At 68.8% G+C, this 13,078-nt stretch carries 15 protein-coding genes; 5 read left to right on the top strand and 10 right to left on the bottom strand.

Annotation, left to right across the window (positions count from 1 at the left end):
* Nucleotide 1: 1 nt before the first annotated feature.
* A complete protein-coding gene (locus tag ACFFC4_RS01910; protein ID WP_375497216.1) occupies nt 2–946 on the bottom strand; it encodes a proline dehydrogenase family protein in 945 nt (314 codons plus the stop codon).
* A 291-nt stretch (nt 947–1,237) separates the two neighbouring features.
* Here ACFFC4_RS01910 and ACFFC4_RS01905 point away from each other — a divergent pair, with 291 nt between their 5' ends.
* Nucleotides 1,238–1,387, top strand: a complete 150-nt coding sequence (locus tag ACFFC4_RS01905; protein ID WP_375497214.1) for a hypothetical protein — start codon at nt 1,238–1,240, stop codon at nt 1,385–1,387.
* Here ACFFC4_RS01905 and ACFFC4_RS01900 read toward each other — a convergent pair whose 3' ends face one another.
* Together ACFFC4_RS01900 and ACFFC4_RS01895 are read right to left on the bottom strand one after the other, a co-directional pair.
* Nucleotides 1,388–2,242 (bottom strand): sugar phosphate isomerase/epimerase family protein, encoded by an 855-nt coding sequence (locus ACFFC4_RS01900; RefSeq protein WP_375497212.1) that lies wholly within the window; start codon nt 2,240–2,242, stop codon nt 1,388–1,390.
* 28 nt (nt 2,243–2,270) lie between these two features.
* A complete protein-coding gene (locus ACFFC4_RS01895; protein ID WP_375497210.1) occupies nt 2,271–3,203 on the bottom strand; it encodes a Ppx/GppA phosphatase family protein in 933 nt (310 codons plus the stop codon).
* Nucleotides 3,204–3,231: 28 nt separating this feature from the next.
* Between ACFFC4_RS01895 and ACFFC4_RS01890 the strand changes: the two genes are divergently transcribed.
* A complete protein-coding gene (locus tag ACFFC4_RS01890) occupies nt 3,232–4,047 on the top strand; it encodes a hypothetical protein (protein ID WP_375497648.1) in 816 nt (271 codons plus the stop codon).
* A gap of 120 nt (nt 4,048–4,167) precedes the next feature.
* On the opposite strand, the gene ACFFC4_RS01885 is transcribed toward ACFFC4_RS01890, so the two are convergent.
* Complete coding sequence (locus ACFFC4_RS01885; protein ID WP_375497208.1) at nt 4,168–4,848, bottom strand: response regulator; 681 nt, start codon at nt 4,846–4,848, stop codon at nt 4,168–4,170.
* 64 nt (nt 4,849–4,912) lie between these two features.
* Nucleotides 4,913–6,193 carry a sensor histidine kinase gene (locus ACFFC4_RS01880; RefSeq protein WP_375497206.1) on the bottom strand — a complete coding sequence of 427 codons (1,281 nt, stop codon included), beginning with the start codon at nt 6,191–6,193 and terminating at the stop codon, nt 4,913–4,915.
* Between the two features lie 144 nt (nt 6,194–6,337).
* Here ACFFC4_RS01880 and phoU point away from each other — a divergent pair, with 144 nt between their 5' ends.
* On the top strand, nt 6,338–7,012 hold the full coding sequence (phoU, locus tag ACFFC4_RS01875; protein WP_375497204.1) for a phosphate signaling complex protein PhoU: 675 nt from the start codon (nt 6,338–6,340) through the stop codon (nt 7,010–7,012).
* 1 nt (nt 7,013) lies between these two features.
* Here the strand turns inward: phoU and ACFFC4_RS01870 are convergent, their stop codons facing one another.
* The 4 genes from ACFFC4_RS01870 to mshA form a co-directional block, all read right to left on the bottom strand.
* On the bottom strand, nt 7,014–7,757 hold the full coding sequence (locus ACFFC4_RS01870) for a phosphoglyceromutase (protein WP_375497202.1): 744 nt from the start codon (nt 7,755–7,757) through the stop codon (nt 7,014–7,016).
* 45 nt (nt 7,758–7,802) lie between these two features.
* A complete protein-coding gene (locus ACFFC4_RS01865) occupies nt 7,803–7,952 on the bottom strand; it encodes a hypothetical protein (RefSeq protein WP_375497200.1) in 150 nt (49 codons plus the stop codon).
* A gap of 79 nt (nt 7,953–8,031) precedes the next feature.
* On the bottom strand, nt 8,032–8,547 hold the full coding sequence (locus ACFFC4_RS01860) for a YbjN domain-containing protein (protein ID WP_375497198.1): 516 nt from the start codon (nt 8,545–8,547) through the stop codon (nt 8,032–8,034).
* Nucleotides 8,544–9,791 carry a D-inositol-3-phosphate glycosyltransferase gene (gene mshA, locus ACFFC4_RS01855; RefSeq protein ID WP_375497646.1) on the bottom strand — a complete coding sequence of 416 codons (1,248 nt, stop codon included), beginning with the start codon at nt 9,789–9,791 and terminating at the stop codon, nt 8,544–8,546. Before mshA ends, ACFFC4_RS01860 begins: the two co-directional genes overlap by 4 nt.
* A 131-nt stretch (nt 9,792–9,922) precedes the next feature.
* Between mshA and ACFFC4_RS01850 the strand changes: the two genes are divergently transcribed.
* A complete protein-coding gene (locus ACFFC4_RS01850) occupies nt 9,923–10,672 on the top strand; it encodes an SDR family NAD(P)-dependent oxidoreductase (protein ID WP_375497196.1) in 750 nt (249 codons plus the stop codon).
* Between the two features lie 67 nt (nt 10,673–10,739).
* Complete coding sequence (locus tag ACFFC4_RS01845; RefSeq protein WP_375497194.1) at nt 10,740–11,066, top strand: PadR family transcriptional regulator; 327 nt, start codon at nt 10,740–10,742, stop codon at nt 11,064–11,066.
* A gap of 971 nt (nt 11,067–12,037) precedes the next feature.
* Here the strand turns inward: ACFFC4_RS01845 and ACFFC4_RS01840 are convergent.
* Entirely contained in the window at nt 12,038–13,057 is a 1,020-nt protein-coding gene (locus ACFFC4_RS01840) for a UDP-N-acetylmuramate dehydrogenase (protein ID WP_375497192.1), read from the bottom strand.
* Between the last annotated feature and the right edge of the window lie 21 nt (nt 13,058–13,078).

The raw sequence follows: 13,078 nt of genomic DNA, 5'->3' as shown, positions 1-13,078 counted from the left end.
GTCAACCCTTCGAAACCAGGCCGCGGGCGAAGAAAGCCATGTTGGCCGGACGCTCGGCAAGGCGCCGCATGAGGTAGCCGTACCACTGCGCGCCATAGGGCACGTAGACCCGGACGGTGTGCCCGGCGTCCGCCAGGCGCTGCTGCTCCTCTGGCCGGATGCCGTAGAGCATCTGGTACTCGAGGTCCGTCGTGCTGGTCGCGCGGGCCCGCTCGCCGATGATCTCGACGAGGCGCGGGTCGTGGGTGGCGAACATCGGGTAGCCCTCACCAGCCAGCAGAACGTTCATGCACCGCACGTAGGACCGATCGACATCCAGGCGCTTGTCGAAGGCCACCGATGCCGGCTCGTCGTACGCGCCCTTGCACAGCCGCACCCGGCTGCCGACGTAGGCAAGGTCGCGGCAGTCACCCTCGGTGCGCAACAAGTAGGCCTGCAGGACGGCGGCGGTGTCCGGGAAGTCCAGACGCAGTTCGCGCAGCACCGCGAGCGTCGAATCGGTAGTGGTGTGGTCCTCCATGTCCAAGGTGACCGTCGCTCCGACCCGGCGGGCGTGCTCGCAGATACGGCGGGCGTTCTCGAGGGCGATCTGCTCGCCGTCGCGCGGGAGGGCCTGGCCCACCGCGCTGAGCTTGACGCTGACGTCGGCGCGAGCAGTTAACCCGCCCAGCCCCTGGGTGAGGCCGGCATCGTGCAGCGCATCGAGCAGGGTGCCGTACGCGGCAACGACGTCGTCGGCCTGAGCGCGGTCGGTGGTGTCCTCGCCGAGGTGATCGAGGGTGACGGTCAGCCCGCGGGCTACGAGCTCGCGGCTGGACTCGATCGCCGCCTCGTGGCCCGCACCCCCCACGAAGCGCTTGACGATCGACCGCGACACCGGAGCATTCGTGACGACCCGCTCGAGGGTGTGGTTCCGGGCGGCCGCCAGGATCGCAGTGCGGAGCATGGGCATCAGGCTAGGTGATCGCGGCGGTGGCCGACCTGCTGCTATAAGCGCTGTTAGAAACCTGTGAGTTTCTGCCACGGGTAGTGACTTCCCGTGCGAAGAGAGCACACTATTTGTTGGCGACGATCTCTCATTGAGTAGGAAGTCGTTGACATTTGCACAACGTTATGACCCTGGGGGGATGTCGTGACGAACAAGAATTCCAGGCGATCCAGAGCCGCAGCGCGCAACGCACTGCCGACGCACCGGCCTGCGCAGAGTCAGCGAGCCTTGGCGGGTCGCCTGCAGCGGATGACTGCCGATGTCGAGCAGCTGCAGGTGGAGATTGCCGAGCTCGAAGCGCTCATCATCGAGCCGGGCGCGACCGGGCCAGGGCGGTCGGGTTCCGGGTGGCAGCCCACCCCCGAGCCTCAGCCGTGGCTGGTCGCGCGCAGCGCCTGATCACACGTCAGTTCGCGCGCGACCCGTGTCGGGCACCCGGGACGCAACGAGGTGCAGGCGGCAGAAGGCCAAGGCCTCGGCGAGGTCCCGCTCGCGCTCCGTTCGGTCGAGGGCGCGTCGGGTGTTGATCTCGACGATGACATGACCGGTGAAATAGCGCTGCGCAAGTCGTTCCAGGATCTCGGCACACGGTTGGTCGCCGCGTCCGGGGACGAGGTGTTCGTCCTTGGGTAACCCGGTTCCGTCGGCGATGTGCAGGTGGCTCAGGCGGTTGCCCATCGCGTCAAGCATGAAGAGCGAGTCGGAGTGCGAGACGGCTGAATGGGACAGGTCCAGCGTGTAGTCGCGGTACGGCTCCTCGGCCGCAACGTCCCAAGAGGGCTGGTAGGCCGAGACCTCCCGTCCGCGCACGCGGAGCGGGAACATGTTCTCCACCGCGAAGCGGACGTCCGTCTCCTGTGACAGCCGTTGCACCCCGGCGCGGAAGTTTCGCGCGTACTCACGCTGCCAGCGAAACGGCGGGTGCACGACGACGGTCTGGGCGCCGAGCAGTTCGGCTGCGAACTGCGCCTTCTGCAGCTTCGTCCACGGGTCGGTCGTCCACACCCGTTGGGTGATGACCAGGCACGGCGCGTGGATGGCCAGGATCGCCACGCCGTACTGCTGCGAGAGCTTCTGCAGGGCGTACGGGTCCTGGCTGATCGGGTCGGTCCAGACCATGACCTCGACGCCGTCGTAACCGAGCTTGGCCGCCAGCTCGAAGGCGACGGCCGTCGACTCCGGGTAGACGGACGCCGTCGACAGCCCGACCTTCGCCCGCGCGGTGCGCACGCCACGCTGCCCGCCCCGCGTCATGGGTCGAACGCTAGACCGTCGGCAGCCGCTAAGGACTCTCGAGCCAGTCCAGCCGCCGCAAGATCACACCCTCGCGCAACGCCCACGGACAGATCTCGAGCTGATCGACACCGAGCGCGTCCATCGCCGCGGCCGCGACGATGCTGCCGGCGAGGGTCTGGTGCGCCCGGCCGACGCTGACGCCGTCGAGCTCGGCGAGATCGGCCGAGGCCATCCGCGAGATGAACGACGTCACCTGCGTCAGCCCGGTCCGCGTCAGAATGCGGTGCGTGCGCGGGCCTGCCGAGCTGGGTGCGGCACCCGACAACCGGGCCAACGTGCGGAACGTCTTGCTGGTGGCCACGACCCGGTCCGGCGGCCCGGCCTCGAGCAGCAGCTTGGCCGGGCGGGTCAGTTCGGCCTCGACGTGCTCTCGCAGCCGGTTCACCGCCGACTTCGACGGTGGGTCCTCCTCGAACCACTCACGGGTCAGCCGGGCCGCGCCGAGCGGCACCGATACGGCGATGCGCGGGTCCTCGTCGGCGCCCGCAGCGAGTTCGAGCGAGCCGCCGCCGATGTCGAGCGAGACGATCGCACCGGCACTCCAGCCGAGCCAGCGGCGTACGGCGAGGAACGTCAGCCGGGCCTCGTCCTCGCCCGAGAGCACCTGCAGGTCGACGTCGGACTCACGCGCAACGCGTTTGAGTACCTGAGCGCTGTTGTTGGCGTCGCGGACAGCGCTGGTGGCGAAGGCGAGCAGCTCGTCGCAGCCCTGGGCCAGAGCCTGTCTGCGCGCCTCGGACACCGCCCGAACCAGGGCATCGGCGCCGCGCGGGGTCAGGTTGCCGCGCTTGTCGAGGTTCTCGGCAAGCCGCAGCTCGGCCTTGTCGGAGTGCTGCGGCGTCGGCTCCGCGCCTCGGTGCGCGTCAACGATCAGGAGGTGCACGGTGTTCGACCCGACGTCCAGCACGCCCAACCTCATGCCGCGCACAGTACTGGCTTGCGATGTCATGATCGTGTCGCGTCGTAGGCTCGACGACGTGCCGCAACGTGAGGTGCCCCTCGACTTCCCCCGCGAATGGATCGAGTTCGTCGACCCGGCTGACACCGAACACGTCATCCGTGCCGATCTGACCTGGCTGTGCTCGCGCTGGACGTGCATCTTCGGGCGCGGTTGCCACGGCACGGTCGCCGGTCAGGCCAGCACCGGGTGCTGCAACCACGGCGCATACTTCTCCGACCGGGACGACGAGAAACGCACGAAGCGCTTCGCCGCCCAGCTGACCCGCGACGACTGGCAGCTCTACGAAATCGGTCATCGCGACGGCAAGCTGCGGTTCTCCGAACGCGTGCCCGAGGACGAGGCCAACCCCGACGAGAAGCGGCGCAAGACCCGCACCGTCGACGGCGCGTGCATCTTCGCCAACCGCGAGGGTCACCCCGGCGGCATCGGGTGTGCCTTGCACGGGCTTGCGCTGCGGCTCGGGATGAACCCGCTCGAGACCAAGCCCGAGGTGTGCTGGCAGCTGCCGGTGCGTCGCGAGCAGGAGTGGATCGACCGTCCCGACGGCACCCGCATCCTGCGCTCCACGCTCGCCGAGTTCGACCGACGCGGCTGGGGCGAGGGCGGCCACGACCTGGACTGGTACTGCACGTCCTCGCCCGAAGCGCACGTCGGCGGCGAGGCGATGTACCTCTCCTACGCACCCGAGCTCATCGCCCTCGTCGGCGACAAGGCCTACGACGAGCTCGCCACCATCTGCGCCAAGCGACTGCAGCTGGGGCTGGTAGCGGTGCACCCGGCAACTAGATCCGCCGGGCACTGACCTCGGTCTCGACCACGCGCTTCGCTCGTGCGGCGGGCTCTTCGCGCGAGCGCTCATCGCGTCCTGGTCGCGCAGCGTCACCGTTAGTGGCTTGGACGCGGAACCTTCGGTTCCGCTCGTTCAACTTTCGAACTTATAACCCAAACCACGCACCGTTACCAGGTACTTGGGCGTCGCCGGGTCGGGTTCGATCTTGGCGCGCAAGCGCTTGACGTGGACGTCGAGGGTCTTGGTGTCACCGACGTAGTCGGCGCCCCAGACCCGGTCGATGAGCTGGCCGCGGGTGAGCACCCGGCCGGCGTTGCGCAGCAGCAGTTCGAGCAGGTCGAACTCCTTGAGCGGCAACTGCACGTGCTGGCCGTCGACGGACACCACATGCCGCTCGACGTCCATGCGCACGGGGCCGGCCTCGACCACGTTGAGCATCAGCTCCTCGGGCTCGATGCCGCGCCTGAGCACGGCACGGATGCGCGCAACCAGCTCGCGGGAGGAGAACGGCTTGGTGACGTAGTCATCGGCGCCGAGCTCGAGCCCGACCACCTTGTCGACCTCGGTGTCGCGCGCCGTGACCATGATGATCGGTACGTGCGAGCGGTTGCGCAGCTCGCGGCAGACCTCGGTGCCCGACAGGCCGGGCAACATCAGGTCTAGCAGCACCAGGTCGGCGCCGCTGCGGTCGAAGGTGGTCAGCGCGTCGATGCCCGTTCCGGCGACCTCGACCTCATAGCCCTCTCGGCGCAGCATGTACGACAGCGCGTCCGAGAACGATTCCTCATCCTCGACGACCAGTACCCGGGTCATGCCCGCTCCGTCCCTGCGGGTCGTGCCCAACACCCTTCGGCGTCCTCGACGACCAGTACCCGCGTCATGCCCGCTCCTCAGTGGCGACCGAACCGGTCGACGAGTGTGTGCCGTACGTTCCGGCCGTGCCGTTCGTGGCTGACGATGGACGATCTGCATGAACGCGTGGTAACCGGATGGTGAATGTCGACCCGGACCGATCGGCGCTCCACACCGAGACCGAGCCGAGATGGTTCGTGACGATGTTTTTGACGATGGCCAGGCCCAGTCCAGTGCCGCCCGTTGCTCGCGAGCGAGCCGGGTCGACGCGGTAGAAACGCTCGAAGATGCGGTCGCGGTCGGCCTCAGCGATACCGATGCCCTGATCGGTGACGGAAATGTCGACGGTGTTGCCCGTTGTGTCGTCGGCGTCGACCCGGCCCGTCACGGCCACCTTCGTCCCGCTGCCGCTGTAGGAGATGGCGTTGTCAACGAGGTTGGCGACCGCCGTGGCCAGCTGAGCCGCGTTGCCCTGGACCCCTAGGTCGGGCGAGCACGACAGCGTCACCGAGATCGACGCCTGCTCGGCGGCCAACCGGGTGCGCTCCATCGCTTCTTCCAGGATGTGCCGGACGTCGACCTCGGTGGCGCCCGGCATCGGGTCGGCGCCCTGCACGCGGGACAGCTCCATCAGCTCGCCAACAAGCTTGGCCAGCCGCGCACCCTCGTGCTGGATGCGTCCGGCGAAGCGGGCCACCATCGCAGGCTCGTCGGCGGCGTCCTGGATCGCCTCCGCCAGCAACGTCAACGCGCCGACCGGCGTCTTCAGCTCGTGGGAGACATTGGCGACGAAGTCGCGGCGCACGGCCTCGAGACGCCGTTGCTCGCTGACATCGGCCAGCAGCAGGCACACGCCGGTGACGCGAGCGTCTGCGGCGCGGCGCAGCGGCACCGCGGTGACCGACAGCGCGATCGGCTCGCGTCCGAGCCGACCCATCGGCAGGTCCATGACCCGAGTGACGTTGACGCCGACCTCCATGGACCGGCGCGCGATGGACACCAGGTCGGGGAAGGCGAGGGTGTCGACGTCCAAGACGCCCATCGCGCGCGCGGCCGGATTGACCAGTACCGCGCGCTCTTCGCGGTCGACGACGATGACGCCGTGATCGAGCGCCTCGACGACGAGCGATGCGAGCGGCTGGGTCATGCGGGGCTCGGACGGGGGCGGAGCGGGCGCCGATGGGGTGTCCTGGGTGCCGGCCGCAACCGAGTCGACCGACCGACGGCGAGCCGTGCCGAGTGCCAGCCCGAGCGCCACACCTGCGGCGAGGGCCACGATCGCTACGACTAACGCCAGCGTTGGCACACAATAAGGGTACGGGCGGACTCGCTGTCCGCCCCGCAACCAGGAGGGAGGCGCCCGTGCAGCCCCTCGCTGTTCACCTCGACGCCCGGCGCCGTTCATCGCACAACACCGCCGCTGTTGCTCTACGCCCGGATCGTGCCGGTCATGCGTGACGTGTTCCACGACGAGCTGGACGAGATCGGTGCCGGCGTTGCCGAGATGATCCGCATGGTGGCCGTCGCCATGGACCAAGCCACCGGCGCCCTGCTCGACGCCGACCTGAACCGGGCCGAACGCGTCATCGACGCCGACCAGAAGGTCGACGACCTGCGGGTCGCACTCGAGGACCGCGCCTTCCAGATCATCGCGCTGCAGCAGCCAGTCGCGACCGACTTGCGCGTCGTTGTCACCACCCTGCACCTCGTCGCCGATCTCGAGCGGATGGGCGACCTCGCCCTGCACGTCGCCAAGATCGCCCGCCTGCGCTTCCCCGACGCCGCAGTGCCCGAGGAGGCCCGCGATGTCATCGCCCAGATGGGTGAAGTCGCGCACTCGCTGGTGCTCAAGGTCGGCGAGGTCGTCCAGGGGCGCGACATCTCGCTCGCCCAGGCCATCGAGGCCGAGGACGACTCCATGGACGCGCTGCGCCGCAAGCTGTTCACCCTGGTGCTCTCACCGCGGTGGGCCCACGGCACCGAGGCCGCGATCGATATGACACTGCTCGGGCGTTATTACGAGCGTTACGCCGACCACGCCGTCGCCGTCGCCCGTCGCACGATCTTCATCGTCACCGGCGAGCGTCCCAACCCGGCGAGCAACGGCATCAGCCCACTGCGCTGAGTTACTTCTTGCCCTGATTCGCGACGGCCTCGATGGCTGCCGCCGCGGCGTCGGGATCCAGGTAGGTGCCGGGGCCGGTCGGCATGAGGGTGGTGTCGTCGAGTTCGTAGTGCAGCGGGATACCCGTAGGTACGTTCAGTCCTACGACGGCGTCATCCGACAGCCCGTCGAGGTGTTTGATCAAGGCGCGCAGTGAGTTGCCGTGGGCGGCGACGAGCACGACGTCCGACGAGCGCAGGTCCGGCACGATGGCGTCGTACCAGTAGGGCAGCATCCGCCGGACGACGTCTGCCAGGCACTCTGTGCGCGGCACCGTCTCGAGCAGGTCGGCGTACCGCGGGTCGCCCACCTGACTGTAGGTGTCGTCGTCGGCCAGCGGCGGCGGAGGCTGGTCGTACGAGCGGCGCCACAGCATGAATTGCTCGTCACCGAACTCGTCGCGCACCTGGGCCTTGTCCTTGCCCTGCAGTGCGCCGTAGTGCCGCTCGTTGAGTCGCCACGACCGGCGCACCGGGATCCAGTGCCGGTCGGCTGCGTCGAGCGAGAGCTGGGCGGTTCGGATCGCGCGGCGCAGCAGCGAGGTGTGTACGACGTCCGGCAGCAGACCGTTGTCCACGAGCAGCCGACCACCGCGCTCGCCCTCGGCCACGCCGTCTGCGCTCAGGTCGACATCGACCCAGCCGGTGAACAGGTTCTTCTTGTTCCAGTCGCTCTCGCCGTGACGGAGCAGTACGAGCGTTGCCATGCCCGTCATCTTGCCAGCGGGCCTGCCACCGCATCGGCCGGCCGGTCAGGGACTGGTGGGCTTCTGGCGACTTTTCAGCTTCGTCACCGCGTCGTTGATCCGCTTCTGGTTCGCCGGCTTCTTGAGCTCCCGCTGCGCGACCTGCACTGCCTTCGCAGCAAGACCACCCTTGACCAGCTTCCCGAGCAACGCCATGAGATCTCCTCCATCGACACCGGTTGTGCGTGTTCTGCCCAGCTGGCCGTTGCGACTCACTGAGAACGATGTTGCGTGGTCAGGGGCGCTGCGCGAAGTCCTTGAACGCCATCAGGTTGTGCAGCGGCTCGTCGTTCTTGACTCGCCACGCCCACTCGCGCTTGATCGACGACCCGAAGCCCATCTCGAGCAGCAGGTTGAACGAGCCGTCCGAGTACTCGAGTACGGCACCGAACAGCCGGTCGAGCTCGTCTGGCGTGACGCCGCCGAGCGGTACGCGGCCCGTGAGGTAGACGTCGCCGGTGCTGTCGATCGACCACGAGACCCCGTACATGCGGGCGTTGCGCTGCAGCAGCCAGCTGTACACACGCTCGCGGTTCTCCTCCGGCGCGCGCATGACGAATGCCTCGATCTGCAGGGCATGCGCGCCGACGGTCAGCAGGCACGCCGTCTTCAGGCGCTTGTCGCCGGGCAGCGCGACCGCGAAGGTCGCGTCGTCGACGCGCTCCCACTCGAGCTCCAGCTCGCGCAGCGTGGAGTCGATGATGTTGGGCACCGACGTCATTGCATTGCTCGCTCCGCAAGCGTCGCTCATTGGTGGATCGCGACCTCTCTCAAGTGGGCTAGTTCGGCAATGGCTTCGCGATAGGCGACGAGCAGGCCGCCGGCCGTGCGGCTCCACGAGAAGCGTTCGGCATGCGGCCGCGCGCCGCCCGCGAGCCGTTGCAGGACGTCGGGCGTGCGCAGCACATCGGTGAGCACCTTCGCCCACTGCACGGGATCGTGCCCATCGACGAGCACGCCGGACACGTCGTCGGCAACGGCAGTCGGCAGCCCGCCGACCGCGGCGGCGACGACCGGCGTCCCGCAGGCCTGCGACTCGAGCGCGACGAGCCCGAAGGACTCGTTGTGGCTCGGCACAACGGTGAGATCGGCGGCGCGGTAGTAGTCGGCGACCACCGTGCGCGAGGCCGGCGGGCGGAACTCGACGACGCCGGCAAGCCCAAGCTCGTCGCACAGCGTCTCGAGGTGCCGAGGCCGTTCGAAGCCGGTGCCGCTGGCCGCGCCCAGCACGACGACCTGCAACCGGCCGGCGAGGTCCGGATCGGCGTTCACCAAAGCGACGGCGCGCAGCAGGACGTCCGGGGCCTTGAGCGGTTGAATGCGTCCGACGAACAGCAATGTCAAGGCGTCCGGCCGGAGGCCCAGCCGGCAACGGGCCGCGGACGCCGAGCCGGGAACGAAGTTCTCCAGGTCGACGCCTGGTGCGATGGTGCGCACGCGTCGTGGGTCGGCGCTGTAGAGCTCGACGAGCTGCGCGGCCTCGTCGGCGGTGGAGGCGATGAGCCGATCGGCTTCGGCCACCACCTGTTCCTCGCCGATCACGCGGGCCCTCGGCTCGGGCTCGTCGCCATCGGCCAGCAGCGCATTCTTGACTTTGGCGAGCGTGTGGGCCGAGTGCACCAGCGGGACGCCCCAGCGCTCGCGGGCGAGCCAGCCGACCTGGCCGGAGAGCCAGTAGTGCGAGTGGATGAGGTCGTAGTAGCCGGGCTCGTGGCGCGCCTCGGCGCGCATGACGCCGGCGCTGAAGGCACACAGCTGTGCTGGCAGGTCGTTCTTGGCGAGTCCTTCGAAAGGCCCGGCGGTGACGTGCCGCACAGTGACGCCCGGACACAGGGGTTGCTCGGGTGCCTGGTCACTGGAAGTGGCCCGGGTGAAGATCTCGATGTCGACGCCGGCCTCGGCTAGGCGCTTGGCCGTCTCGACGACGTAGACGTTCAAGCCGCCGGCATCGCCGCCGCCCGGGGCGTCGAGCGGGGACGTGTGCACGCTGAGCATCGCTACGCGCTGCAGCCTCACGTGCCCTCCTTCACCCGGCGTCCCCCTGCCGAACGCTGGCGGCAGTGGAATAAGTCCCACGATCGCCCTGTCGCATCATGCCCGAGCGCGGCCGGCGGCAGAATCGGAGCATGTCGCGAGGAACAGCAGTGGTGACCGGGGCGAGCAGTGGCATCGGGGCGGCGACGGCGCGCAGGCTCGCCGCGGAGGGGTACGACGTGGTCGCAGCCGCCCGGCGGCGCGAGCGCCTCGACGACCTCGCTTCATCGGTGCCCGGGATCCGCGCAGTGACGCTGGACGTAACGTCGGCTGAGTCGGTGACGTCGCTCGCTGCCACGCTCGACGACGTCGCGGTGCTCGTCAACAACGCCGGCGGCGCGCTCGGCACCGAATGGATCGCCGACGCCGATCCGGCCGACTGGCAGCAGATGTTCGAGACGAACGTCGTGGGCGTGCTCCGGGTGACGCAGGCGCTGCTGCCCGCGCTCGAGGCGGGTGACGGCGGGCATGTGGTTGTCGTCGGGTCGATCGCCGGTCACCTCGTCTACGAGGGTGGCGCCGGCTACACCGCGGCCAAGCACGGCGCGACCGCGGTCGTCGAGACGATGCGCCTGGAGTTCAACGGCAAGCCGATTCGCGTCACCGAGGTCGCGCCCGGCATGGTGCACACCGAGGAGTTCTCGCTCACCCGGTTGCGCGGCGACCAGGCCGCCGCCGACAAGGTGTACGAAGGCGTCGATCACCCGCTCGTGGCCGACGACATCGCCGATGTGATCGCCTTCGCTGTCACCCGGCCCGCGCACGTCAACGTGGATCTGCTGGTGGTGAAGCCCATCGCGCAGGCCGCGCCGCACAAGGTGGCGCGCCGCACGATTGGCTAGAACCCACCGCTGACACGACACTAGAACCATCTGGCGCTACTGCGTATAGCGCAGTACCGTGCACCGCATGGATACGACCCAGTTGCTCAAAGGGGTCCTCGACCTCGCGGTGCTGGCCGTGCTGCGCGATGCGGACGGCTACGGCTACGACATCGTGCGGCGGCTGCGGGCTGCCGGGCTCGACGAGGTCGGCGATGCATCGGTCTACGGCACGCTGCGCCGGCTGTTTCAGTCCGGCGCGCTGACGACCTACGTCGAGGCGAGCGAGGAGGGCCCGCACCGTAAGTACTACGCGATCAACAAGGCGGGTCGGGCGCGCCTCGAGCTCTCAACGAAGGTCTGGAACGACTTCGCCGGGACCATGCAGAACCTGCTGATCGGAGACGCGGCATGAGCACGATCACGAGCGAGATCGACGACTATGTCACCGCAGTGCATGCTGCGCTGGCGGATCTGCCCGATGCGGAACGCGAGGACCTGCTCGACGACCTCCCCCAGCACCTCGCCGACGTCCAGGCCGACCGCGGCGGAACGCTTGTCGAGCTGATCGGCACGCCTGAGGCCTACGCTTCGGAGCTCCGCGCGACGGCCGGCCTCGATGCCACCCCGACGACCCACCCCTGGCAGGCGTTGCGCAAGCGTTTGAAGAGACTCGACGTACTGCTGGGTTCGATGCTCGGCTACGCGCGCTTCGTCGATCTGCTGCGCGCGTTGGCTCCGGCGTGGTGGTTGCTGCGGGCCTACCTGATCGTCGAGGTGTGCACTGCGGCTACGCAGCGATCCGGAACCGACCTGCTGGTGCCCGAGATCGGCGGCAACAGGGTCGCCGGCGCCATCCTGCTGGCGCTCGCCCTCGTCGCGTCGGTGTGGCTCGGGCGACGGGGACTCACGCAGAATCGGCAGCGCACGGTCGTCGCGATGATCGGTCTCGCGCTCGCTGTCTACGGTGTCGCACTTGTCCGCCAGGCCACTGCACCAATACAGACCTACGTCGACAGCGGCGGCTACGACGGCACCGGAACCGACACGTCGAACGTCAGCAACATCTACCCCGTGGGGCCGGACGGCTCGGTGCTGAAGAACGTGCGCCTCTACGACCAGGACGGCAACCCGATCACCACAGGTTCGCCCTGTAACACCACGGGTATTACAGTCCATTTCCCGGTCACGAATCCGAACGATCTCGGCGACCCAGGCAACGGGAGCGGGGTTGCCAGCACCGACGCCCCGAGCTATCCGCTCTCATGCTCGACCGCGCCCGGGCCGTTCCCGGCCGTTTCGGCGGCGGCGCAGCCTGCGACGTCCTCGCCAGCCCCAACCACGCCGGCTCTTGCATCGACGCCGCCCCCAACGCCGTCCGAGTCGCTAGAACTGGACGCCCACCAGATGCGCCTCCGGGCGCAACCGGATGCCAAAACGGCGCTCGACACCGTCGCGGATGTTTGCGGCCAGCTCGAGCAGTTCGGCGGTCGTCGCGCCGCCGCGGTTCGTCAAGGCCAGGGTGTGTTTGGTCGACAGCGCCACCCGCCCGTCGCCGCGGTCGAGACCGAACCCCTTGCCGAAGCCCGCGTGTTCGATCAGCCAGGCGGCCGAGAGCTTGATGCCCTCATCGGTTGCCCAGTGCGGGCAGCCTTCTGGCACGAGGTCGGGCTCGACGAACGGGTTGACGAAGAACGACCCGACGCTCCACGTGTCAGGGTCCGGCTCGTCCAGCACCATGCCCTTGCTGGCCCGCAACGCCAACACCGCTTCGCGTACGTCCTTCGACGGCGCCGCTTCGCCGATCTCGACCCCGAGGCGACGGGCCAGCTCGGCGTAGCGGATGGGCGGCGCGTCCGGACTCTGCGGAAGAGTGAGGGTGACCGTGAGGACGACATACCTATCGGTATGTTTGAACGCACTGCTGCGGAAGGCGAACGCGCATCGAGCGGCGGGCCAGTCCTCGAGCTCGCCCGTGTGCCGGTCGAGCACCCGCACTTCGCTGATGACGTCGGCCACCTCGATGCCGTACGCGCCGACGTTCTGCACCGGCGTCCCGCCTGTCGAACCGGGGATCCCGGACATCGCTGCCAGCCCGGAGAACTCCTGCGCAACGGTGTCGGCGACCAGGTCGTCCCAGGTGACGCCTGCATCGACGGTGATCTGAGCGCGTTCGGAATCGGTGCGCACGACCACGTCGGTGTTGCGCACAAGCACCACGACGCCGTCCCAGCCGTCGTCGCCGACGACGAGGTTGCTCCCGCCACCGATGACCAACAGCCGCTCGCCCTGGGCGTCGGCGGTTCGCACGGCGTCGACGAGTTCGGCGGTCGAGCCGGCCGTCACGACCCGGCGAGCGGGGCCGCCGAGACGCAGCGTGGTGAACTCGGCGAGCAGGTGCGACACGCCCTCGACGCTACCGTTTCC

Source organism: uncultured Jatrophihabitans sp. (assembly GCF_964244045.1).
Taxonomy (GTDB): Bacteria; Actinomycetota; Actinomycetes; order Mycobacteriales; family Jatrophihabitantaceae; genus Jatrophihabitans.
This window is presented reverse-complemented; position numbering and strand designations above follow the sequence as displayed.